This is a genomic window from Brevundimonas sp. AAP58, assembly GCF_001295975.1.
Lineage (GTDB): Bacteria > Pseudomonadota > Alphaproteobacteria > Caulobacterales > Caulobacteraceae > Brevundimonas.
The window spans coordinates 40,956-63,501 of record NZ_LJHU01000056.1 but is presented as its reverse complement, the minus strand read 5'-3'; the positions used below and the strand labels follow the sequence as shown (position 1 = coordinate 63,501).

At 66.4% G+C, this 22,546-nt stretch carries 26 protein-coding genes and 2 tRNA genes; 23 read left to right on the top strand and 5 right to left on the bottom strand.

The genetic code is table 11. The features are described 5' to 3' along the window. The first annotated feature begins 154 nt into the window (after window positions 1–154). From IP78_RS08030 to glp, 7 genes are read left to right on the top strand one after another with little or no spacing between them, the layout of a single operon-like run. Window positions 155–724, top strand: coding sequence for a LemA family protein (locus IP78_RS08030; RefSeq protein ID WP_054111166.1), 570 nt, complete (start codon window positions 155–157; stop codon window positions 722–724). Between the two features lie 6 nt (window positions 725–730). Further along, a complete protein-coding gene (locus IP78_RS08025; protein WP_054111165.1) occupies window positions 731–1,756 on the top strand; it encodes a M48 family metallopeptidase in 1,026 nt (341 codons plus the stop codon). 38 nt (window positions 1,757–1,794) lie between these two features. Next, entirely contained in the window at window positions 1,795–2,049 is a 255-nt protein-coding gene (locus IP78_RS08020) for a MoaD/ThiS family protein (RefSeq protein WP_054111164.1), read from the top strand. Further along, entirely contained in the window at window positions 2,049–2,507 is a 459-nt protein-coding gene (locus tag IP78_RS08015; RefSeq protein ID WP_054111163.1) for a molybdenum cofactor biosynthesis protein MoaE, read from the top strand. The genes IP78_RS08020 and IP78_RS08015 overlap by 1 nt, the downstream gene beginning before the upstream one ends. Beyond that, complete coding sequence (moaB, locus tag IP78_RS08010; protein ID WP_054111162.1) at window positions 2,504–3,061, top strand: molybdenum cofactor biosynthesis protein B; 558 nt, start codon at window positions 2,504–2,506, stop codon at window positions 3,059–3,061. Before IP78_RS08015 ends, moaB begins: the two co-directional genes overlap by 4 nt. After that, window positions 3,061–3,537, top strand: a complete 477-nt coding sequence (gene moaC, locus IP78_RS08005; RefSeq protein ID WP_054111161.1) for a cyclic pyranopterin monophosphate synthase MoaC — start codon at window positions 3,061–3,063, stop codon at window positions 3,535–3,537. The genes moaB and moaC overlap by 1 nt, the downstream gene beginning before the upstream one ends. After that, complete coding sequence (gene glp / locus IP78_RS08000) at window positions 3,534–4,736, top strand: gephyrin-like molybdotransferase Glp (protein WP_082384905.1); 1,203 nt, start codon at window positions 3,534–3,536, stop codon at window positions 4,734–4,736. The genes moaC and glp overlap by 4 nt, the downstream gene beginning before the upstream one ends. 170 nt (window positions 4,737–4,906) lie before the next feature. On the opposite strand, the gene IP78_RS07995 is transcribed toward glp, so the two are convergent. After that, entirely contained in the window at window positions 4,907–5,914 is a 1,008-nt protein-coding gene (locus IP78_RS07995; RefSeq protein ID WP_054111160.1) for a cysteine synthase A, read from the bottom strand. 340 nt (window positions 5,915–6,254) lie between these two features. Between IP78_RS07995 and IP78_RS07990 the strand changes: the two genes are divergently transcribed. Together IP78_RS07990 and IP78_RS07985 are read left to right on the top strand one after the other, a co-directional pair. Then, window positions 6,255–7,022 carry an FkbM family methyltransferase gene (locus IP78_RS07990; protein ID WP_054111159.1) on the top strand — a complete coding sequence of 256 codons (768 nt, stop codon included), beginning with the start codon at window positions 6,255–6,257 and terminating at the stop codon, window positions 7,020–7,022. A 3-nt stretch (window positions 7,023–7,025) separates the two neighbouring features. After that, complete coding sequence (locus tag IP78_RS07985) at window positions 7,026–7,220, top strand: hypothetical protein (RefSeq protein WP_054111158.1); 195 nt, start codon at window positions 7,026–7,028, stop codon at window positions 7,218–7,220. Window positions 7,221–7,391: 171 nt separating this feature from the next. Here IP78_RS07985 and IP78_RS07980 read toward each other — a convergent pair. Beyond that, window positions 7,392–7,467, bottom strand: a tRNA-Lys gene (locus IP78_RS07980). Window positions 7,468–7,665: 198 nt separating this feature from the next. On the opposite strand from IP78_RS07980, the gene IP78_RS07975 reads away from it, so the two are divergent. Together IP78_RS07975 and IP78_RS07970 are read left to right on the top strand one after the other, a co-directional pair. Further along, window positions 7,666–9,102, top strand: coding sequence for an amino acid permease (locus IP78_RS07975; RefSeq protein ID WP_054111157.1), 1,437 nt, complete (start codon window positions 7,666–7,668; stop codon window positions 9,100–9,102). Then, the gene (locus tag IP78_RS07970) at window positions 9,102–9,455 is read left to right on the top strand and encodes an Hpt domain-containing protein (RefSeq protein ID WP_054111156.1); all 354 of its coding nucleotides are present in this window, start codon (window positions 9,102–9,104) and stop codon (window positions 9,453–9,455) included. Before IP78_RS07975 ends, IP78_RS07970 begins: the two co-directional genes overlap by 1 nt. On the opposite strand, the gene IP78_RS07965 is transcribed toward IP78_RS07970, so the two are convergent. Together IP78_RS07965 and IP78_RS07960 are read right to left on the bottom strand one after the other, a co-directional pair. Continuing rightward, window positions 9,452–9,817: a chorismate mutase gene (locus tag IP78_RS07965; RefSeq protein ID WP_054111155.1), complete on the bottom strand. Its 366-nt coding sequence runs from the start codon at window positions 9,815–9,817 to the stop codon at window positions 9,452–9,454. The genes IP78_RS07970 and IP78_RS07965 overlap by 4 nt on opposite strands. After that, the gene (locus tag IP78_RS07960; protein WP_054111154.1) at window positions 9,789–10,604 is read right to left on the bottom strand and encodes a ferredoxin--NADP reductase; all 816 of its coding nucleotides are present in this window, start codon (window positions 10,602–10,604) and stop codon (window positions 9,789–9,791) included. Before IP78_RS07960 ends, IP78_RS07965 begins: the two co-directional genes overlap by 29 nt. Before the next feature lie 106 nt (window positions 10,605–10,710). Here IP78_RS07960 and IP78_RS07955 point away from each other — a divergent pair, with 106 nt between their 5' ends. The 3 genes from IP78_RS07955 to IP78_RS07945 all read left to right on the top strand — a co-directional run bounded on the left by IP78_RS07955 (window position 10,711) and on the right by IP78_RS07945 (window position 14,944). After that, on the top strand, window positions 10,711–12,954 hold the full coding sequence (locus IP78_RS07955) for a S9 family peptidase (protein WP_054111153.1): 2,244 nt from the start codon (window positions 10,711–10,713) through the stop codon (window positions 12,952–12,954). 42 nt (window positions 12,955–12,996) lie between these two features. Next, the gene (locus IP78_RS07950) at window positions 12,997–13,284 is read left to right on the top strand and encodes a SemiSWEET family sugar transporter (RefSeq protein ID WP_054111152.1); all 288 of its coding nucleotides are present in this window, start codon (window positions 12,997–12,999) and stop codon (window positions 13,282–13,284) included. 325 nt (window positions 13,285–13,609) lie between these two features. Further along, complete coding sequence (locus tag IP78_RS07945) at window positions 13,610–14,944, top strand: hemolysin family protein (protein WP_197272410.1); 1,335 nt, start codon at window positions 13,610–13,612, stop codon at window positions 14,942–14,944. Here the strand turns inward: IP78_RS07945 and IP78_RS07940 are convergent. Beyond that, window positions 14,895–16,502, bottom strand: a complete 1,608-nt coding sequence (locus tag IP78_RS07940) for a hypothetical protein (RefSeq protein WP_156320331.1) — start codon at window positions 16,500–16,502, stop codon at window positions 14,895–14,897. The genes IP78_RS07945 and IP78_RS07940 overlap by 50 nt on opposite strands. A gap of 174 nt (window positions 16,503–16,676) precedes the next feature. Between IP78_RS07940 and IP78_RS07935 the strand changes: the two genes are divergently transcribed. From IP78_RS07935 to rplL, 9 genes are all read left to right on the top strand, one after another. After that, window positions 16,677–16,752 (top strand) — tRNA-Trp (locus IP78_RS07935). 77 nt (window positions 16,753–16,829) lie between these two features. After that, a complete protein-coding gene (secE, locus tag IP78_RS07930; RefSeq protein ID WP_054111150.1) occupies window positions 16,830–17,144 on the top strand; it encodes a preprotein translocase subunit SecE in 315 nt (104 codons plus the stop codon). A gap of 21 nt (window positions 17,145–17,165) precedes the next feature. Further along, complete coding sequence (nusG, locus tag IP78_RS07925; protein ID WP_054111149.1) at window positions 17,166–17,738, top strand: transcription termination/antitermination protein NusG; 573 nt, start codon at window positions 17,166–17,168, stop codon at window positions 17,736–17,738. Between the two features lie 190 nt (window positions 17,739–17,928). Then, on the top strand, window positions 17,929–18,360 hold the full coding sequence (gene rplK / locus IP78_RS07920) for a 50S ribosomal protein L11 (protein WP_029417664.1): 432 nt from the start codon (window positions 17,929–17,931) through the stop codon (window positions 18,358–18,360). A 3-nt stretch (window positions 18,361–18,363) separates the two neighbouring features. Next, window positions 18,364–19,053, top strand: a complete 690-nt coding sequence (rplA, locus tag IP78_RS07915) for a 50S ribosomal protein L1 (RefSeq protein WP_054111148.1) — start codon at window positions 18,364–18,366, stop codon at window positions 19,051–19,053. Between the two features lie 171 nt (window positions 19,054–19,224). Beyond that, on the top strand, window positions 19,225–20,451 hold the full coding sequence (chrA, locus tag IP78_RS07910) for a chromate efflux transporter (RefSeq protein WP_304438537.1): 1,227 nt from the start codon (window positions 19,225–19,227) through the stop codon (window positions 20,449–20,451). Between the two features lie 101 nt (window positions 20,452–20,552). After that, a complete protein-coding gene (locus IP78_RS07905; RefSeq protein ID WP_054111147.1) occupies window positions 20,553–21,050 on the top strand; it encodes a DUF2059 domain-containing protein in 498 nt (165 codons plus the stop codon). Between the two features lie 307 nt (window positions 21,051–21,357). Beyond that, window positions 21,358–21,873, top strand: coding sequence for a 50S ribosomal protein L10 (gene rplJ, locus IP78_RS07900; RefSeq protein WP_054111146.1), 516 nt, complete (start codon window positions 21,358–21,360; stop codon window positions 21,871–21,873). 57 nt (window positions 21,874–21,930) lie between these two features. Beyond that, window positions 21,931–22,326, top strand: a complete 396-nt coding sequence (gene rplL, locus IP78_RS07895) for a 50S ribosomal protein L7/L12 (RefSeq protein WP_054111145.1) — start codon at window positions 21,931–21,933, stop codon at window positions 22,324–22,326. Window positions 22,327–22,546 lie beyond the last annotated feature (220 nt).

The following is a 22,546-nucleotide window of genomic DNA, read 5'->3' as shown; positions in this document are numbered from 1 at the left end:
AACATTCCACACGGTCTCCGGGCGAAGGCCCGGCTGCTCCGCCCGCCCTTCCCATCCCGTTCACAGCGGAAGAGCGATGAGGCGTGTCTGGACGCGATTTCACTATCCGAGCCCGGTCTGCCGCGCGATAATCGTCGCGAACAGGGAAACGCTCATGACCACGCTCATCGTCATCGCCGTCATCGTCGCTGTCCTCGCCTTCGTGGTGATCGGATCGTACAACAAGCTCGTGGCGCTGGATCAGCGCGCGGATCAGTCGTTCGCCGACATCGACGTCCAGCTGAAGCAGCGCAACGACCTGATCCCCAACCTGGTCGAGACGGTGAAGGGCTACGCCGCCCACGAGCAGGGCACGCTGAACGCCGTGACCCAGGCCCGCGCCGCCGCTGCCGGGGCCACGACGGTCAACGACAAGGTCGCCGCCGACAACATGATGACCGCCGCGCTCGGCCGTCTGTTCGCCGTCGCCGAGGCCTATCCGGACCTGAAGGCCAACACCAACTTCCTGGAGCTGCAGCGCGAGCTCTCGGACATCGAGAACAAGCTGGCCGCCGCCCGCCGCTTCTTCAACAACGCGGTCGCCGAGTTCAACGCGGTGCGCGCCCAGTTCCCGACCGTGCTGTTCGCCGGAATGTTCGGCTTCGGTCAGGAGAAGCCCTTCTTCGACGTGGGTGCCGCCGAGCGCGAGACGATGAACGCTGCCCCGCCGACGGTGAAGTTCTAACGTCTGATGCGCGCCGTCGGTCTTCGGACCCACATCTGGGCCAACAACACCCGCTCGATCCTGCTGCTGGCGGGCTTTCCGGTCATGCTGGTCGGGGTGATCTTCGGCATCCAGCTGATCCTGATGGGGCTAGGCGTTCTGCCAAACTCGGGCGGGACGTTGGAGCAGGATATCGCGCTCGCCGCCTCCATGCTGGCGGGCACCATCCCGCTGGCGCTGGTCGTCGCCGGGATCTGGTTCGCCATCGCCTTCTTCGGCAACCAGGCCATGATCGATGCGATGACCGGCGCGCGAAAGGTTGAACGCACGGCCGAGCCTCAGCTCTACAACCTGCTGGAAAACCTCGCGATCTCGCGCGGTCTGCGGACGCCGACGCTGCGCATCATCGAGCGTCCGGAGCTGAACGCCTACGCGTCCGGCCTGCGCGAGGGCCACTACAGCGTCACCGTCACCCGCGGCCTGATGGAGGCGCTGGACCGCGACGAGATGGAGGCGGTGCTGGCCCACGAACTGACCCACGTCATCAACAAGGACGTGCGCACGATGGTCATCGCCTCGATCTTCGCCGGGATCATCACCGTCATCGCCGAGCTGACCTTCCGGGCGCTGTTCTATGTCCGGGGCTCCAGCCGCGACAACAAGAACGCCGGGCCGCTGCTGATGATCGGCTTCGCCATCGCCCTCGTCGGCTTCGCCCTGGCTGTCGTCATCCGCCTCATGCTGTCGCGGACGCGCGAGTTCGTGGCCGACGCCGGCGCGGTCGAGCTGACCAAGAACCCCGACGCCATGATCTCGGCGCTGCGCAAGGTCGAAGGCCGCTCCTTCGTCAAGGCCCCGGACGAGGTCCAGGGGATGTTCCTGGACAACCGCAAGGAGGGCTTCCTCGACGGCCTGTTCGCCACCCATCCGTCGATCGACCGCCGCGTGGAGGCCCTGATCCGCTTCGGCGGCGGGCGCGATCCCGGTCCGCTGGACGCCTTCGGCACGCCTTCAACCGCCCCGCCGTCGACCTCTGTACCCCTCGCGGGCTGATCGGCGTAGAGCGAGACTAGATCGGAGGTCGCGACCGCATGGCCGTCGTCAAACTGTTTGGAGCCTTCGCCGAGACCGCAGGCTGGCGGGACGCGGAGATCGACGCCGCCACGCTGGACGCCCTCAGGCAGGTCCTCGTCGCCGATCATCCGGGCCTGGTCGACCGGCTCGACCACCCCAGCACCTTCGTCGTGCTGAACGGCGCCATCCTGCCGCCCGCCGCCCGCGCCGGCGACCGGGCCCTGACCCCGACCGACGAGATCGCCTTCGGCCCTCCCGTGAGTGGCGGCTGATGATCGAGGTTACGGCGGCGCCGCTCGACCCTTCGGCCCTGCTGGCCGGCTTCACGCGAAGCCGCGCCTCCGTCGGCGCGATCGTCAGCTTCACCGGCCTGACGCGGGCAGGGGATGCCGACTTCCCGGTCGCGGAGATCGTGCTGGAGTCCTATCCCGGCGTCACCGAGCGCACGATCCAGACCATCGTGGACGGGGCGCGGAGGCGCTTCGACGTCGAGGACATCCACGCCAGCCACCGCATCGGCGCCGTGCCGGTCGGGGAGCCCGTGGTCTTCGTCGCCGTCGCCGCCGCGCATCGCCGCGCGGCCTTCGACGCGGCCGACTTCGTCATGGACCATCTCAAGAGCCGCGCCGCCTTCTGGAAGAAGGAGGTCGGCCCGAAGGGTTCGCGCTGGGTCGAGCCGCGGGCGCAGGACCTGACCGACCTCGACCGCTGGACCGGAGACGCCCCATGACCGCCCCCGACACCCTTCCCGCGCCGGGCGGCAAGCTGGTCGACGGACCCGTCACGCCCGTCCGGATCGCCGTCCTGACCATCAGCGACACCCGCGACGAGGAGAGCGACACCTCCGGCGCCATCCTGGTCGAGCGCATTGTCTCCGCCGGCCACGTCTGCGCGGATCGGGCCATCGTCCCCGACGACGTCGTGGCCATCCGGGCCCGGGTGCGCGGCTGGATCGAGGCGGGACAGGTCGATGTCGTCATCACCACCGGCGGCACCGGACTGACTGGCCGCGACGTCACGCCCGAGGCGCTCGAGCCCCTGTTCGACAAGCGCATCGAGGGCTTCTCGGTCATCTTCCACCACGTCAGCTACCAGACCATCGGCCTGTCGACCCTGCAGTCCCGGGCCACGGCGGGCATCATCGACGGCGTCTTCGTCTTCTGCCTGCCGGGCTCCAACGGGGCGGTGCGCGACGGCTGGGACAAGGTCATCCGCTGGCAGCTCGACAGCCGTCATCGGCCCTGCAACCTGGTCGAGCTCATGCCCCGGCTGAAGGAGGTCTGATGCCCGACCTGACCCATTTCGACGGCGAAGGACGCGCCCGCATGGTCGACGTCTCGGCCAAGGCGGAGACGGCGCGTGAGGCGACCGCCGTCGGGCGGCTTGCGATGCGGCCGCAGACCCTTGCCCTGGTCCGCGAGGGCCGGGCGGCCAAGGGCGACGTTCGCGCGGTCGCCGAGATCGCGGGCGTCATGGCGGCCAAGAAGACCTCGGACCTGATCCCCCTGTGCCACCCCCTGCCGCTGACCGGCGTTCGGGTCGTCGTCTCCGAGGCGGCGGACGGCTCCGGCCTGGAGGTCATGGCCACGGTCCGCACGCGGGGCCAGACCGGGGTCGAGATGGAGGCTCTGACCGCCGCCACGGTGGCCCTGCTGACGCTCTACGACATGCTCAAGGCCGTGGACCGGGGCATGACGCTCGAGCGCGTCGCCCTGACCGCCAAGTCCGGTGGGGCGTCCGGGGACTGGGTGCGAGCGTGACGCTCGCCACGGTCCAACAGGCCCGCGCCGTCATCCTCGCGGCCGCTGCGCCGCTCGGCGCCGTCGAGACGCCGCTCGCGGAGGCCGACGGGCGCTGGCTGGCCGAGACCGTGTCGGCCACGAGGGACCAGCCGCCGTTCGACGCCTCCGCCATGGACGGCTGGGCCGTCCGGTCGGCCGATGTGGCGCCCGGCGCCCGCCTGTCGATCGTGGGCGAGATCGCTGCAGGGCACGCGTCCGGCGCCACCGTCGGTCCGGGCCAGGCCGCCCGCATCTTCACCGGCGCCGCCTTGCCGCCGGGCGCCGACCGCGTCGTGATCCAGGAAGAGGCGCGCCGTGACGCCGACACCCTGATCCTGGGCGAGCAAATCAGCGAGGCGACCTGGGTCCGACCGCGCGGGGGCGACTTCCGGTCCGGCGAAGCCCTGCTGTCCCCGGGCGCGCGGCTCGGCCCGTGGCGACTGGCCCTGGCAGCGGCCGCGGGCCGGACGACGCTGCTCTGCGCTACTCGTCCACGTGTCGCCATCCTGCCGACCGGCGACGAGATCCGTGCGGCCGGAGAGCCCGTCGGCCTCCATCAGATCTACGACTCCGCCGGTCCCGCCCTCGTCGCCTTCGCCTCGCGGTGGGGCGCCGAGGCTCGCCTGTTGGCGCCGGTCGAGGACGATGACATCGCCCTGGACTCCATCATGACGGACACCGACGTCGACCTTCTCGTCACCGTCGGCGGGGCGTCGGTCGGGGATCACGACCGGCTTAAGCCGGTGGCGCGAGGACTGGGGGCTGATCTCACCGTCGACGGCATCGCCATGCGACCCGGCAAGCCTCTTTGGTTCGGTCGCTTCCCGTCTGGTCGCCTCATTCTTGGGCTACCAGGCAATCCGGTGTCGGCCCTCGTCTGCGCCGAGCTATTCCTCGCGCCCCTGCTCGCTGCGCTCCAGGGAGGGCGCGTCGATTTCGTTGTCGAAGCCGCTACGCTGGGCGCGGCCCTTGAGGCGAACGGTCCCCGCGAGCACTATATGCGCGCCCTCCGAAGCACCGAGGAGGGGCCTCCGACTGTGCGTCCGGCCGGCTCGCAGGACTCGTCTCTGGTCCGGGTGCTGGCCGGGTCTGATGCCCTGATCCGGCGCGCACCGCTCGCGCCCGCGCTGGCTGTCGGCGACCCGGTCGATCTGGTCCGCCTGTCTTACGAGCGGTAGGCAGGCTCCGCTCTCACAGCCCGTCGGCAAGCCCTGTCCGCTCGCGCCATGTCGAGGGAAACCCAGACGGCGATCTCAGGACGATTGGCACCGCGTAGGGTGGGATGCGGCACCAACCGTCGCGAAGGCTTGGACCGCGTCCGAAGGCGGCAGGCGACCAGGCGCGCCGCTCATGGGCCGTCCATCCACTCCGGGACCGGCAGGTCTTTCGAGCGCAGGAAGGCCGGATCATAGATCTTGCCCGCGTAGCGCTGGCCGGGGTCGCACAGAATGGTGACGATGGTCTTGCCTGGCCCCAGCTCGCGCGCCAGACGAATGGCTCCGGCGACATTGACCCCGCTGGACGGTCCGAGGAGCAGGCCCTCGTCGCGCACAAGGTCGAACAGCACCGACAGGGCCTCCGCGTCCGGGATCCGGTAGGCGTGGTCGACCGCCAGCCCGTCCAGATTGGCGGTGATGCGGTTGACGCCGATGCCCTCGGTCACCGACTGCCCCTCGGCCGCCAGACGGCCCTCGGTAAAGTAGCTGTAAAGCGCCGCGCCAGGCGGATCAGCCAGGCCGATGGCGATGTCGGGCTTCCTCGCCCGTAGCGCCCGCGCGACGCCTGCGAGCGTGCCGCCGGTGCCAACCGCGCAGATGAAACCGTCAATCTGTCCGTCCGTGTCCGCCCAGATCTCTGATCCCGTGGTGCGTTCATGGACGTCGCGGTTGGCGGTGTTCTCGAACTGATCGGTGTGGATCGCGCCGTTGGGTTCGCTTTCGTTCAGTTCTGCCGCCAGTCGCCTCGAGAAATGCACGAAGTGGTTCGGGCTGGAGAACGGCGCGGCGTCGACCTCGATCAGCCGCGCGCCGTGCAGCCGGACCGCTCGCTTCTTCTCCTCGGTCTGGGTGCGCGGCATGACGATCACCACCGGATGGCCCAGCGCGGCTCCGACCAGCGCGAGGCCGATGCCGGTATTGCCGGCGGTGCCCTCCACAATCGTTCCGCCCGGTTTGAGCGCGTTCGATGCCCGCGCTGCCTGAACCAGCCCCAGCGCTGTGCGATCCTTCACCGACTGGCCGGGGTTCAGGAACTCCGCCTTCCCCAGAATTTCGCAGCCCGTCATGGCTGAGGCGACCCGGAGCCGCAGCAGGGGCGTGTTTCCGATCAGTTTGGTGACGTCGGTTCGGACAGGCATGGCGGTTCCGCGCGCATTGGATTTCGGTAAACCACGCCAGCGCGCGCGATCACAAGCGAAAGCGGGTGAGGTCCGATATCGACGATGGGCGATCAGATGCCTGCGTAGCGCGACCGTGTCCGTCTCGCCGCAATGGCGGTAGTCCTCGAGACGGCGCATTTCCTGGGAGGACGATGGTGGGTGATGTAGGGTTCGAACCTACGACCCGCTGATTAAGAGTGAGGCGTCTGACGTTGAAATCATTGAGATCGGGAAGACTGTTCCCGTTCTATTCTTTTCAATGGATTCAAAACTCTAGCAGGCCAGTTGGACGGATTGCGGGGTTCGCTTAGAGGCAAAAATGCAAGCTGGGCTCAACGTCAAGTCGTCGTTGCCACTAAGCGGCGACCCCGATGACGACTATTTCCAGAACCTCGCGCGGCATCTGGACGATCTGCAGCCGCTGGCGGCGTTCGTGCGGCAGCACGTCCAGACAGGAGTAATCCTGGACGTCGGCGCCAACCTGGGCGCCGCGACCCACGTCATGCTGAACGCTGCCCCCGCCTGTCGCGTGCTTGCGTTCGAGCCATCGCCGGTCAACGCCGCCTACTACCGCCAGAATGCGCCGATAGGCGCAAAACTAGTCGAGGCCGGGGTTTCCGACCGACCCGGCGTGATGCCGTTCGTCATGGCTCCGAACCGGGCCAACTGCCACTTCACGACCGACGCCTACATGTACGCCGACGCACCGGACTTCACCCCCCTGTACATCCCGGTCACCACGCTCGATGACCACATGCCGGAGCAGCAGGTTGCCCTCATCAAGATCGACGTCGAGGGCTTCGAGCCGTTTGTGCTAGACGGCGCCGCCGCGCTCATCGCACGCGACCGGCCGTGGATCTGGATGGAGTTCAACGCCGCCTCGCTGAACATCACGCACGGCATCAGCCCGATGCGCTTCGCTCAGTGGCTGTTCGAGCGCTTCGAGGTCTTCGACGTCGACATGCAGCCGTGGGCCGATCCCGCCGAGCTGACCTTCGCCAACATTACTCGCTTCCGGTGCATCCAGGACGTCGTGCTGCGTCCACGCATCTGTGGATCGACTTCACCACGGTGGGCACTGGAGTAGGTGATGACGGCCTGTTCGCCGGGGCCGAGCGTCAGGGTCGCGCCCGTGGTCCAGCTGGCGTGTGCGGGCTGCACGGTCCCCGAGATCGCCGCGATCACCGCCCACACTCTGCAGAGCGTCCACACGATCCTGACGACCTACCTGCCGCGCGATGGCACGGTGGCTAGGAATGCGCAGAGGAAGAGGGGATTGGTGTAGTCGTATTTGACAGGTTCGAGGACGCAGTCGCCGCCAAGCATGCCGCAGAGATCGAACTTGGGGCATTGAGCCTCGTCGCGAGCCAGAACTAAAGGGTAATTTATTATTAGGATAAGTTGGACGTATCCAACTTTGCGCCCCGACCCGCCGCCCGCTAAGTCTTTGAAACGATGGTGGGTGATGTAGGGTTCGAACCTACGACCCGCTGATTAAGAGTCAGCTGCTCTACCAACTGAGCTAATCACCCGGACCATTCGTCATGATGGGCACTGCAAACGCCGTGCCACTTCCGCGTGTTCAGTCCTGGGACGCCGCGCGGCGACGGGGAGATAGGGATATCGGTCTCGCCTGGCAAGGGATTCTGACGGTGGTTCCTCTGTGTCGCAGGGGCGTCTAGCATCGGAAAGGAATCGCCCCGCTGCGAGGGCGCGGGGAGGGTGAGTTCATGGCGTTCTGGAACCGACGGCGGTCCATCGAGCAGATCACGGCGTTTGAAGGCGGCTCTCGGCTCAAGCCAACGATGAGCTGGCCGCATCTGATCGCGCTGGGCGTCGGCGCGATCGTCGGCACCGGTATCTACACCCTGATCGGCGTCGGTGCGGCCAAGGCCGGGCCGGCGGTGATGCTGTCTTTCATGATCGCGGGCGGGGTCTGCGTCTTCGCCGCCCTGGCCTATGCCGAGCTGGCCACGATGATCCCGGCCTCGGGCAGCGCCTACACCTATTCATACGCCGCTCTGGGCGAGATGTTGGCCTGGGTGATCGGCTGGAGCCTGATCCTGGAGTACTCGCTGGTCGTCTCTGCGGTAGCGGTCGGGTGGGCGGGTTATTTCACCGGCTTTCTTGACAGCATGGGCTGGGGTTTGCCCGCCGCCCTGACCAGCGGGCCGTTCGGGACCGAGACGCCGGGCATCGTCAACCTGCCGGCGGTCGGCATCGTCGCCGTGGTCGCGGGCATGCTGATGCTGGGTACGCGCGAGAGTGCCACGATTAACGCCATCCTCGTGGTCGTGAAGGTCGTGGCGCTCGCCGCCTTCGTGGCGATCGCGGCGCCGCACTTCGATCCGGCCAATCTTCAGCCCTTCATGCCGTTCGGCTTCGGCAAGTCGATCGATGCGAACGGAGTGGAGGTCGGTGTCATGGCTGCGGCGGCCATCATCTTCTTTGCTTTCTACGGCTTCGACGCCGTATCGACCGCGGCCGAGGAGACGAAGAACCCTGGACGCGACCTGACCATCGGCATCGTCGGTTCCATGATGGTCTGCATGCTGATCTATCTGCTGGTCGCCGCGGCGGCTGTGGGCTCCATGCCGTTTGCCCAGTTCGCGAGCTCTGATGAGCCGCTGGCCTTTATCGCCCGTACGCTCGGCAATGATACGGCAGCGACGGTGATCGCAGGGGCGGCGATTGTGGCGCTGCCGACGGTGTTGCTGGCCTTCATGTACGGCCAGAGCCGCATCTTCTTTGTCATGGCGCGCGACGGCATGCTGCCGCGTGCCCTGGCCAGGGTGAGCGAGAAGCGGGGTTCGCCCGTCCTGATGACGGGCGTCACGGCCGTTTTGATGGCGGTCATCGCGGGTCTGTTCAGCCTGGGCGAACTGGCGGCCCTGGCCAATGCGGGGACGCTGGCGGCCTTTGTCGCCGTGGGCGCGGCATTGATCGTGCTTCGGGTTCAGCAGCCGCAGCGGCAGCGGATGTTCAAGGCCCCGGCCTGGCCCATCGTTGGGGCTGGAGCGATCCTGGGGTGCCTCTATCTGTTCGTCAGCCTGCCCATCTCGACCCAGATCAACTTCTTCATCTGGAACGCGGCGGGACTGGTGCTCTACCTCTTGTTCGCGCGGCGCAATACACGCCTGGCCAAGGGCGAGGAGCCCGCCGCCTGATGTCGCGCCGCGACCTGACCGGCGTGGTGGATTTCTCGGTGCTGGACCGAACCACGGGCGGCAATGATGCGGTGTCTGAGGAGATCCTCGGCCTTTTCGTCCAGCAAGCCGAGGTTTGGGCCCCACTGCTCGACATCCGCGATCAAGGTTGGCGCGACGCAGTGCACACGCTGCGAGGGACGGCGGCGGGGATCGGTGCCGGGGCCCTGGCTCAGGCTTGCGCGGTCGCTGAGGCGGCTGAAAAGGCCGACGCTCCGCCGCGGCTTGAACGGGTGCGCGATGCTCTGGACGCCGCGCTAGCCGACGTCGCGGCGTGGCGGCACGAACTGATGCTGAGGTCGCTGAAAGGCTAGCTGCGGGTCCGGTCGTAGACCGAGAACTCGTGGGCGATGCAGCGGTCGATCAGGGTGCGCCAGACAGGCTCGGCGATGTTCGGCGACAGGTGCTGGGCCTCGGCCGCCGCCAGGACCTTCGCCACCACATCCTCGATGCGCGCGTCGTCGTGGACGGCGTCGCGGTTCGGCTTGATGCGCGCGGCGGCCTCCATGTAGCGCTGGCGCTCGGCGATCAGGGCGACCAGGGCGCGGTCGAGCGCGTCGACGCCCTGACGGACCTCGGCCATGGACTGGCAGGCGGCCGGGTCGACGCGGGCGTCGACGGCGACGATCTGGGGCTTGTGCAGGACCTCAGCCGACAAAGGCGCGCTCCAGGACATAGTCGCCGGGCTCGGCGTTGGAGCCTTCCTTCAGGCCGTAGTCCTCCAGCAGCTCGGCCGTCTCCTTGATCATGGCCATGGAGCCGCACAGCATGACCCGGTCGCGATCGGGCGAGAAGCATGGGGGCAGGCCGAGGTCGGTGAAGACGGCACCTGACGTGATGCGGTCGGTGATGCGGCCGGGCGTGTCGAAGGGCTCGCGGGTGACGGTGGGATAGTAGGTCAGCTGGGCCGCTGCTTCCTCGCCGATCAGGGGATCGTCGTGGATGCCCGAGGTGAAGAAGTCGCGGTAGCTGAGGTCGGCGACGTTGCGCACTGTGTGGCAGACGATGACGCGGCCAAAGCGGCTGTAGGTCTCGGGATCGCGGGCGACGCTGAGCCAGGGGGCCAGCCCCGTGCCTGTCCCGATCAGCCACAACGTCTCGCCACCGGTCAGGGCGTCGAGCACGAGCGTGCCGGTCGGCTTCTTGCCCATCAGGACGGTGTCGCCCGGCCGGATGTGGACCAGCCGCGAGGTGAGGGGACCGTCGGGCACGGCAATCGAGAGGAACTCCAGCTGTTCGTCCCAGCTGGGGCTGGCGATCGAATAGGCGCGGAGCAGGGGCTTGGCACCGTCCTCGCCGGGCAGGCCGATCATGACGAACTCGCCCGAGCGGAAGCGGAAGTCCTCGGGCCGGGCGACGCGGAAGCTGAACAGCTGCTCCGTCCAGTGATGGACCCAGGTCACCTCAAGCTCATGGAAGGCCGAGGGACGGGCGGGCGGCGGGGACAGGGCGGCGTCGGTCATCTGACGCTGTCTTTAGGGGGTCGGCGTTAAATGGGGAAGGTGACGTTCGGTCCCTCTCGCGCTGGGAGAGGGTGACGAGCGCGAAATCCGCCGCTAGCGTCGAGGGATGCGCACAGTTCTCCTTGCCTCGTCCCTCCTTCTCTCCGCCGCGACCGCCCAGGCCCAGACCACCGATCCGGCGGTCCTGACCCCTGAGCGGGTGTTCGCCAATCCCGCCCTCAATGGCCCCGTGGCCCAGGGGGTCAGCCTGTCGCCGGACGGAGAGCTGGTGGCCTTCCTGCGGGCGCGCGAGGACGACGTCTCCGTGCTGGACCTGTGGGCCGCGCCGACGGGGGAGGGGGATCCCTTCAAACTGATCGACGCCCGAGCTCTGGTGCCCGACGCCGGGGAACTGTCGGAGGCCGAGAAGGCGCGGCGCGAGCGCATGCGGATCAGCCAGCGCGGCGTGGTCGAGTATTCCTGGGACGAACAGGGCCGCTACATCCTGGCCCCGCTGGAGGGCGACATCTTCCTGGCCAGCCGGGAAGGGGGCGACATCCGCCGCCTGACCGAGACCGAGGCCGACGAGATCGACGCCAAGGTCAGCCCCCAGGGTAACTTCGTGAGCTTCGTGCGCGATCAGGATCTGGTGATCGTCAATCTGGCCGATGGGCAGGAACGGCCGGTCACGACGGACGGCGAGGGTCTGATCACCTGGGCCACGGCCGAGTTCATCGCCCAGGAGGAGATGGACCGCGACACCGGCTACTGGTGGAGCCCGGACGAGCGCTTCATCGCGCTCCAGCGCACCGACGAATCGACCGTCGACATCATTCCGCGTCTGGACATCACCGGCGGCGGCGCGACGGTGATCGAGCAGCGCTATCCCCGGGCCGGGCGACCGAACGCGCTCGTCGAGCTGTGGGTCCAGGACGTCGCCTCGGGCCGACGCATCAAGGTCGATCTGGGCGCGAACGCCGACATCTATCTGGCGCGGGTCAACTGGGCGACCGACGGGTCTGTCCTCTATGTCCAGCGTCAGTCGCGCGATCAGCAGACTCTGGACCTGCTGCGCGTCGATCCGGCGACGGGGGCGTCCCGCGTCATCGCGACCCAGACGTCGGACGCCTGGGTGCCCCTGACCCACGATTTCAAGGCGCTGAGGGACGGCCGCTTCATATGGTCGGACGAAAGCACCGGCTGGCGGCACCTGTATCTGTATGACGCCGACGGTCGAAAGGTGCGCGCCATCACCTCGGGCGAATGGCCGGTCAAGGCGCTGAACGGCGTCAACGAGGACACCGGCGAGGTCTTCTTCACCGCCTCCATGCGCGACGGCCGCGAATACCCGATCGAGCAGCAGCTGTTCCGCGCCAGCCTGACGACGGACGGCGCGCCGGTGGCGGTGACGCCGCAGGGCGGCTGGTGGTCGGCGAGCATGAACCGGACGGCCACGGCCTATGTCGGCAACTATAATGACCTGAGAACCCCACCGCGCTCGGGTCTATATTCGGCGGACGGGACGTTCGTGCGCTGGATCGAGGAGAATGCGCTCGACGCCGACCATCCGTTCACGCCCTTCGTGTCGCGCAGGCCCAGCGTCGAGTTCGGCACGCTGGAGAGCGACGGCCATACCCTCGTCTGGCAGATGGCACGGCCCGTCGATTTCGATCCGACCAAGAGCTATCCGGTGGTGATGCAGGTCTATGGCGGACCGTCGGGCGGGGGCGTGCGCAATGGCTGGCTGCCGGCGACGACGCAGCTTCTGACCGAGGCCGGCTATCTGGTGTTCCGCCTCGATAACCGGGGCGAGGGCGACCGGTCGGCGGCGTTTAAGCAGGCGCTGTATCTGACGATGGGCCAGCCGGAGGTGGACGATCAGGTTCTGGCCATCAACTATCTGAGATCGCTGCCGTTCGTGGACGACGACCGGATCGCGGCCATGGGCTGGAGCTATGGCGGCTTCATGACGCTGCACATGCTGACCGAGCCGCGCATGAACCTGACCTCGGCGATCTCGGGCGCGCCGGTGACGGACTGGAGCCTCTACGACACCCACTACACCGAGCGGTTCATGTCGACGCCGGAGGCCAATCCGGACGGCTATGCGGCCTCCGACGTGGTCGATCAGCTGGATCAGCTGACCGGCCGGCTGCTGCTGCTTCACGGCATGGCCGACGATAACGTGATCTTCGAGAACGCGACCCGGGTGATCGACGCGCTCCAGGCCTCCAGCACGCCGTTCGAGATGATGCTGTATCCCGGCCAGCGGCACGGTATCCGGGGCAACGAGCGCCAGTTGCAGCAATGGCGGACCTATCTGGACTTCCTGGACCGGACCATTGGATCCAGGGCGCAGCCAACCCAATAGTCGACCGCAGGAACCCTCGCCGTGGGGCGCCGTTTGCGGCCCATGTCAGACCTGATCGCCAACGCTTTCGGCACGGCCGCCGCCCTGTGCTCCATCGCCAGTTTCGCGCCTCAGATCGTCAAGATCTGGAAGGCGCGGGACGCGTCGTCGGTGTCGCTGAAGACCTATTCCCTGACGGTGACCTGCTTCGTCCTTTGGGTCGTCTATGGTGTGCTGACCGAGGCCTGGCCTGTGGCCTTCGCCAATTCCGCTGCCCTGGTGATGGCGGCCGGGGTGTTGACCATGAAATGGCGCTTCCGCGACGGCGACTCGGAGGAACCGGGCGAGTGACGCCTTAACCCTGTTCTGCAACCGGCAGGGGCCGCTGGTTGCGGTGAACCGCGAACCGTCTTCTACGTTGGTCACGGCGTTAGAAGTTCGGTAACCAATCACTATGCGACGCGCTCTGCACATCGGCCTTTTCATCGGAACGCTGCTCGGTGTGTCCGCCTGCGCCACCGCGGACGACGGCTCACGCGGTGCCTATGGCTCAGTGGAAGCCGGCCGGACCGGCTGATCCTTCCATCCAAGGAAATCGTGGCGAAAACCTTGGCATTCCGCTAGGAGCGAAATGCGGACGCCGTTTGTCGCGCCGCGCCGGGTCTCTTCCCTCTAAATGTTAGCCATCGCCATCGTCGTCGTTCTGCTCCTTGTGGTGCTCAACGGCCTCTTCGCCATGACCGAGCTGGCGGTCGTCTCTTCTCGCAAGTCGAAGCTGCAGAGCCGGGCCGAGCGCGGCGACCGGGGCGCGCGCGCGGCGCTGAAGCTGTCGGAAGACCCGACTCACTTCCTGTCGGCCGTCCAGGTCGGCATTACCCTGATCGGCATTCTGGCCGGTGCCTATGGTCAGGCGGCCATCGCGGGCGAGCTGACACGCATCATCGAGACGGCGTTTCCGGCGACGGAGGCCTGGGCCGAGATCGCCTCGACCGCCGTGGTTGTCATCGGCATCACCTATGTTTCGCTGATCGTCGGCGAACTGGTGCCAAAGCGGCTGGCGCTGATCTTTCCCGAAGCGATCGCGTCCAAGACCGCCGCGCCGATCTCGACCCTGGCAATCGTGCTGCATCCCTTCGTGGCCCTGCTGACGGCCTCGACGTCGGGCATTCTGAAGGTTCTGGGGGTCAAGGACCGCGACGGGTCGGACGTCACCCAGGAGGAGGTCGAGACGATGATCGCCGAAGGCACGGCGTCGGGTCTGATCGAGCCCGAGGAACAGGAGATGATCGAGGAGATCCTGACGCTCGGCGACCGTCCGATCCGGGTGGCCATGACGCCGCGTCACGAAGTGTTCTGGGTCGCGCTCGACGACACCGAGGAACAGTTGCGCGAAGAGGTTCGCACCTGTCCCTATAGCCGCATCGTGGTGGCGCGGGAGAACGACGTCGATAATCCGATTGGCGTGGTCCACAAGAAGGATTTGCTGGATAGCCTGTTGGACAATGGCGAGTTCAATATCGAGAAACACGTCCAGATCCCGGCCTTCATCCCGCAGTCGACCTCGGTGCTGAAGGCGCTTGAGATCCTGAAGTCCTCAAAGGTCCACATGGCCTTCCTCGTCGATGAGTTCGGGGCCTTCGAGGGCGTCGTCACGGCGACCGATCTGCTCGAGATGATCGCCGGCGATTTCGACGAGGGTCACGACGACGCCGAGCAGATGATCCGCCAGCGCGAGGACGGCACCTGGCTGGTCGATGGCCAGATGGACCTGGACGAGCTGGCCGACGAACTGGGCGAGGACTTCGGCGAGCACGAAGGCTTCCACACCATCGCCGGCCTGGTTCTGCACCAGCTGTCGCGTGTGCCGGAAGAGGGGGAGATCCTGCAGCTCGGCCGTTTCGAGGTGGAGGTCATTGATATGGACGACCGCCGCATCGACAAGCTGTTGTTCAAGCAGGTGGTCAAGCCGGAGGACGAAGCCGAGGCGGTGGCGGCGCACCTGGACCACTGATCCGCGTGATCGCGGTTATGCGCGGCAGGTCTGGTGATATGTTGGTGGTCTGTATCAAGACTGCACCGCAGGCTCCACGGCTTCTCGCCTTTGCGGACAAGGTCTGGGCATCCACAAACTCGTAGATGTCGCGGCCCACTAGTAGGTTCAGATAGCCTCTGACGTTGCTGGTCGAGCCGACCACGACGCAGGGATCGACCAGCATTGACGCGAAGGGGGCGATCGAAAGTCGATTTGCTCTGTCCGCTTCAACCCAGGGCTGGCCGGCGGCCAGTCGGTCACCATAATGGAACAGGTTGCTGGCGATGATCGCTGCTCCGATCACCGGCGCGCCGAGCGCGACGCGCCTAGGCGACGCCGTCGAAGCGACCCAAGCCAGGGCAAGGACGAGTGGAACCGCGAGCTTCAAACGGTCGAAGGAGAACTGGCTCGCGTGTTGCAGCATGACGACGTTCTCCAGGAGCGGAAAAGCGCACACGAACAACAGCAGGATCGAAGGCAGTGTACTGCGGTCGTGCTTCAACCGAACAACGATCAAGGCTGCGATCAGTCCGAACGGTAGAAGCAGGCCGAGAGATGTCCAATATCCGAACGGTAGCGCGGCGATATCGAGTGTCACGGATCGCGCTGCCGCCCTCATCAGCAAAGCCTTTATCGCGTCCTCCAAGCCGACGGCCGTCACGAGGTGGAGGATGGTTGCCAGGCCCACTACCATCGTGACGCCTGCAATCTGCAACGGCGGTCCCTTGACGGCCGTCAAGGCCGAGCGGCGTGCGGACCTCGAGAATGCCTGGGTGATGCTCGTGTCGCTCTGCTTCAGGACGCTGAAGGCCAGCGCAAGGGCAATGCCGATATTGAACACATAGCCGGACCACTCGAGCATCGGATAGACCGCGCAGCACGTCATCAGACCGATCGTCGTCGCGCGCGATGCTGGGCCTTTCAACGCCCGATAACCAAACCAGGCCCCGACGATGAAGACGATCTGCGCGGGTGATTGCGGCCAGTAGACGTTGCCGTGCGATTGCAGCGACTCGCAAAGGAACAGCGTCGTCACCGTTGCGACCAGGAACACGAGCCAATCGAGACTGGCTTGGTCCTCTGCTCCGACCGTGATGGCGCGATTGTCCAGGTACAGTCGCCTCGCCAGGGCCGCGAGCATCAAGGCAGCGCCGAGTCCAAAAAGACTGTTGAGGAGAGACAGCGGTAGGAGATCCAGAGAATGGGCACCCAATCGCGCCACCGGTGTCGCGAGCCAGAAGGCCAGAGGCGGGAACGACGCATAGATGTAGCTGCCCCCAGCCGTCGGCTGGGTAGCCCCCCATGAAATGTCGTTTCCGGGTATCGGGGCCAAGGTTACCGTGGGCAGCAGGTGATGGCTTGCGGCGGACGACTCGACCATCGCCCTTGCGGTCCAGATAGAGTGATAGGTCGCCTCCAGATTTGGAGTTGCGGCTTCACCCGTGAACGCTGGCCAGCGCACCCAAAGAGAGAGTGCGAACGTAGCGATAATGACCACTCCCGCGGCCAGAAACTGAAGTCTTCTCAGGTTGGCCATGGGATGAGGGCGTGCTTACATCGAGGTGTCGCTATGACATAACACCGGTGTGTGGCCAATCAGTTTGCCGCTGCGGTGTAAGGCTTGCCTCGTTAGGGCGGCACTGTTACATCGCGACCTCTGGCGAACCGACGCGCCGATGGGTTCGCTCCCACGGCGCGTTCTGTTTTGTCTAGGAGTTTAGCTCAGTTGGTAGAGCACCGGTCTCCAAAACCGGGGGTCGTGGGTTCGAGTCCCCCAACTCCTGCCATTTTCCCCTCTGTTCCCGCAGGCCACGGCTTCCCATCTGCGGGGACGGATCAAGCGTTAGAAGAGACCCCGTAGACGATGGCCAAGTCCAGGTTCACAGGCGGACGCCGCACCGGAAACCCGGCCGCTGGCGCGCGCCCGCAAGCGGCGGCGCAGGCCTCCGGTGCCACGGTTACGGTCGACGACGCCGCCCCCAAGAAGAAGACCAGCCCGGTCCAGTTCTTCGGTCAGGTCCGCGCCGAGGGTCGCAAGATCGTGTGGCCGAGCCGCAAGGAGACCTGGATCACCTCGGTGATGGTCTTCATCATGGTGGCCATCGCGGCGGCCTTCTTCTGGATCGTGGACTGGATGCTGGGCATGGCGTCCACCTTCGTCCTCGCCATCGGCCAATAAGAAAAAAGAAGGATCGCGCCCGTGACGGATGCAGCGCCCGCCCCCGCCAATCCCCGGCACAAGTGGTACATTGTCCACGCCTATTCGAACTTCGAGAAGAAGGTCGCCCAGCATATCCGCGACCAGGCCAAGCAGCGCGGACTGGAGGAGTATTTCTCCGAGATCCTGGTGCCGACCGAGGACGTGGTCGAGATCCGTCGCGGCCGGAAGGTCAACTCCGAGCGCAAGTTCTTCCCCGGCTATGTGCTGGTGAAGATGGACCTGACCGACGACGCCTATCACCTTGTGAAGGATACGCCCAAGGTCACGGGCTTCCTGGGTGCCGCGGGCGGCACCAAGCCGCTGCCGGTCAGCGAGCGTGAGGTCCAGAACATCATCGGCGCCGTGGAAGAGGGCGTCGAGCGTCCCAAGCCCACGATCCGCTTCGACATCGGCGAGACCGTCAAGGTCATCGACGGCCCCTTCGCCAGCTTCGATGGCCAGGTGGAAAGCGTCGACGAGGACGCCGCCCGCCTGCGGGTCGCCGTCTCGATCTTCGGGCGTCCGACGCCGGTCGATCTGGAATACAGCCAGGTGGAGAAGGTCGCGGCCTGATCGTCAGACCACTTCAGACTTCGCAGCGGCGGCTCCTTCGAGCCGCCGTTTGCTTTTGCAGGGCGAGCCCGCTATAGGCGCGCCTTCGCTTTTCCGGCCCGCCGGAAACGCGGGAAATCCGTGGGAGGCCGCCATGCCGCACCACGGCTCATCCGTGGCGATTGAGTTCGCCGCTTCATAGGAGAGACCAATGGCCAAGAAGATTCTGGGCTATATCAAGCTGCAGGTGCCCGCGGGCTCTGCGACCCCGTCGCCGCCGATCGGGCCGGCGCTGGGTCAGCGCGGCGTCAACATCATGGGCTTCGTCAAGGAGTTCAACGCCCGCACCGAGAAGGAAGTGAAGGGCACGCCCCTGCCGACGGTGATCACCGTCTATCAGGACAAGAGCTTCACCTTCGTCACCAAGACCCCGCCGGCGACCCACTACCTGAAGCAGGCCGCGGGCATCACCTCGGGCGCCAAGCTGACGGGCCGCGAGACGGTCGGCAAGGTCACGCGCACCCAGCTGCGCGAGATCGCCGAGAAGAAGATGAAGGATCTGAACGCCAACGACGTCGAGGCCGCGGCTAAGATCATCGAAGGCTCCGCCCGCGCGATGGGCCTGAACGTGGTGGAGGGCTAAGATATGGCCAAGCAACCCAAGCGCATCCAGGCCTGGAACGTGGACCGTGAGGCCCTGCTGCCGTTCGACGCCGCCATCAAGGCCGTCAAGGAGAACGCCAAGGCCAAGTTCGACGAGTCGATCGAGATCGCCGTCAACCTGGGCGTCGATCCGCGTCACGCCGACCAGCAGGTCCGCGGCGTGGTCAACCTGCCGTCCGGCACCGGCCGCGACGTCCGCGTCGCCGTGTTCGCCAAGGACGCCAAGGCCGAGGAAGCCCGCGCGGCTGGTGCCGAATACGTCGGCGCCGAGGATCTGTACGAACAGATCAACGGCGGCCTGATGGACTTCGACCGTGTCATCGCCTCGCCTGATATGATGGCCCTGGTGGGTCGTCTGGGTAAGGTGCTGGGCCCGCGCGGCCTGATGCCGAACCCCAAGGTCGGCACCGTGACCCCGAACGTCGGCCAGGCCGTCAAGGACGCCAAGGGCGGGGCCGTCGAGTTCCGCGTCGAGAAGGCGGGCATCGTCCACGCCGGCATCGGCAAGGCCTCGTTCACCCAGGACGCCCTGGAAGCCAACGTCAAGGCGATCGTCGACGCCCTGGTCAAGGCCAAGCCGTCGGGCGCCAAGGGCACCTATGTGAAGCGCATCAGCCTGTCGTCGACGATGGGCCCGGGCGTTAAGGTCGATCCGGCCTCGCTGAACGCCTGATCGCCGTACGGCGCTGAGAAACGAAGGGCGGCGGCCGCAGGGTCGCCGCCCTTTTCTATGTCTGGAGGTCTGGCTAGGGTGCGCGTGCGGGCCGACGCGGGCGCCCGCTGACAGAGGTTCAGCCTCCAAGGCCCGTTCCCGAACGCACCGCAAGGCGCGCTGGAGGACGCAATGGCCGAAACGTTCCGCTCCCTAGAGGATGTCGCGCCCCCGAGGATGGGGCTGGTCTCGCTGTTCTTGCGGTTCCTGTCGTTTGGAATCCGGGCTTTTGGCGGGCCGGTGGCGCAAATCGCCATGATCCGGCGCGAACTGGTCGAGCGCGAGCAATGGATCTCGAGCGCGCGCTTCAACCGGCTGCTGGCCGTGATGCAGGCCTTGCCGGGGCCAGAGGCGCACGAACTGTGCGTGCATCTGGGCATGCGCGCGAGGGGGCGGATCGGCGGACTGCTGGCCGGGCTGGGCTTTATGTTGCCGGGCCTCGTGCTCATGCTGGCACTGGGGTGGTTCTATTTCCTCATCGACTGGGGCGAGCCGAGGCTGGCGTCGGCCCTGCCGGGCGTTCAGGCGGGCGTGGTCGGGCTGGTGCTGTGCGCCGTGCCCAGGATCGGGCGCCATGTGATGACCAGCCGCTGGTTGATCGCCTTGGGCGTCGGGGCGGCCTTCGCGTCGCTGCTGGGCGTGAACTTCTGGATCATCCTCATCGCTGCAGGGGCGGCGCATGGGTTGGTGGGGCTGGGGCGTCCCCGCGCGGCTCTGGTGGTGATCGCTCTGGCGGCGATCTTCGGCGCGGTCTTCGTCCGCATGTCTGATGATAGCCTCGGGCAGGTCTCGCAGGGTCTGGCGGCGAGCGGGCCGGGGCAGGCGGATCTGCTCCTGCTGTTCGCCAGCGGGCTGAAGGCTGGCCTTTTGACCTTCGGCGGTGCCTATACGGCCATCCCCCTGGTGCGTCAGGACGCGATCGGACGCGGCTGGATGAGCGACGGGCAGTTCCTGGATGGACTGGCCCTGTCCGGCGTGCTTCCCGCGCCGCTGATTATCTTCACGACCTTCGTCGGCTATGTTGCTGGCGGGTTCTCGGGCGCTCTGGCCATGACTGTCGGAGTGTTCCTGCCGGCCTTCGCCTTTTCGATGATCTTCTATGACCGGCTGGAAGCGGTGGTGGACGACCGGCGGCTGAGGGCGTTGCTGGACGGTGTGGCGGCCGGCGCGGTGGGACTGATCGCAGCGACGGCGGCGCAGTTGGCGTTCGGCCTGTATCAGGGGCGTGAGACCGGTTGGCCGCTGCTGGCCGTCGCCCTCATTGCCGCTGTCGCGGCCTGGCGATGGCGTTCTGGTTGGGCCCTTCCGGTGATCCTTGTGGCGGCTGGGATGGCGGGTCTCGGATTGGAAACGTCCTAGCGCCAGCCACCTGTTTTCGCGCTTATGTTGCAAGGGAGTTCTAGGCGGACGCTGCCGCGTGGGTCACAGTTCCGCGCGTCCGTCGTCGAAGAGTGCCCCTGATGCGTATCCTGATCGCCGTGCTGATGATGTTCGTCACCGCCACGCCCAGCTGGGCTCAGGACGATGATGCCGAAACCCGTGCCGCGCTGGCGGAGCGACTGATCGTGGCGACTGTGACCACCACTATCGGCAAGATCGTCGACGAAGCGGTCGAGGGCATGCTGGCCGACCAGACCGAAGTCACCGAAGACGAGGCCGAGTGGACGCGGGTCAACATGCCCGTGATCATGAACCGGCATCTGCAGGTCATGATCGATCAGGTCGAAGCGCACTATACTGAACGCTTCACTGCGGGCGAACTGCTCTCTCTGGTCGAGTTCTACGAGACGCCTCAGGGGCAGGAGATCGCCCGGAAGCAGAACGAGGTCAGCGCGCTCATGGGCGAAAGCCTGATGACCTTCATGGTTGGCTTCACCGAGGAATACCTGACGAAGTACTGTGCTGAATTCGACTGCCCGGCGGGGGCTATCGAGACTGTCAATCCGGCGAAGAACTGATCCCGGTTGATTTCCGCCCTTCTTCCTGTATAGAGCGCCGCTTCCCGCTGAACCCCGGTTCGGCGGACCTGTCCGAGAACTTCGGGGCGAGGGGGTCACCCTTGCCGTAAATGCTGGAGAGCCCTCCGGCGCCGTGGGGAGATGGGGATGTGAGATGACAGCCGTCGGCCCGTGATCCGGGATGGACGATGTCGGACGCTTCCTTCGGACAATACGACCGGCCTGAACGCAGTGCGGCGACGCGCGGCGCTTTGGCCATACGGCGTCGGGGCTCGTCCCGGCGCCGAGTTCAAGACTGGAGACCGCAATGGATCGCGCACAGAAGGCCGAGTCGATCGAAACGCTGAAAGGCGTCTTCGCCGAGGCCGGCAGCGTGGTCGTGACCCACAACCTGGGTCTGACCGTTGCGGAAATGGAAGACCTGCGCGGGCGGCTTCGCTCGGCTGGCGGCGCGTTCAAGGTGGTCAAGAACCGTCTGGCGCTGAAGGCCTTGGATGCCCCGGAAGGCAGCGCCTACCACGGCCTGTTCAAGGGCCCGGTCGGCATCGCCTACGCCGAGAACCCCGCCACGGCCGCCAAGGTCTCGACCGAGTTCGCCAAGGCGAACGACCGGTTCGTGATCGTCGGCGGCTTCATGGGCGAGACCGTCGTCGATCAGAAGGGCGTGGAGAACCTCTCCAAGCTGCCGACGCTCGACGAGATCCGCGCCTCGCTGCTCGGCCTGCTCAACGCGCCCGCGACCAAGGTCGCTGGTGTGGTCCAGGCTCCGGCCGCGCAGTTGGCACGCGTCTTCAGCGCCTACGGCGCGAAGGAAGCGGCGTAAGCCTCCATCTCCGCATACCCTCTCTGAAACCAATCTATTCCCCGAAGGAAAACTGACATGGCTGACCTGTCCAAGATCGTCGAAGACCTGTCCTCGCTGACCGTTCTCGAAGCCGCCGAACTCTCGAAGCTGCTGGAAGAGAAGTGGGGCGTTTCCGCCGCCGCTCCGGTGGCCATGGCCATGCCGGCTGGCGGCGCTGCCGCTGGCGGTGGCGACGCCGCCCCGGCCGGTGAAGAGCAGACCGAGTTCACCGTCGTCCTGCTGGACGGCGGCGACAAGAAGATCAACGTCATCAAGGAAGTCCGTGGCGTGCGTTCGGACCTGGGCCTGAAGGAAGCCAAGGACCTGGTCGAAGGCGCTCCGCAGAACGTCGTCGAGAACGTCTCGAAGCAACAGGCCGACGAAGTGGCCAAGAAGCTCACGGAAGCCGGCGCCAAGGTGCAGGTCAAGTAAGCTTCGCGACCGCGAAACGAGAAACGGGCCGGGGAGTGATCCCCGGCCCGTTTTGCTTGGGCGATGGACAGGCGCGACAATCCCGTGTTCCGCTGGAGGACGGGAGGATCGAACCGATGATGCGAAGCCTGTTGCCGCTCGCGGCCGCGATGGCGGCCTTGACCCTGTCGGCCTGCGAGGAGCCTGCGGCGTCGACGCCACCAGCGCCACCGGCACCCCC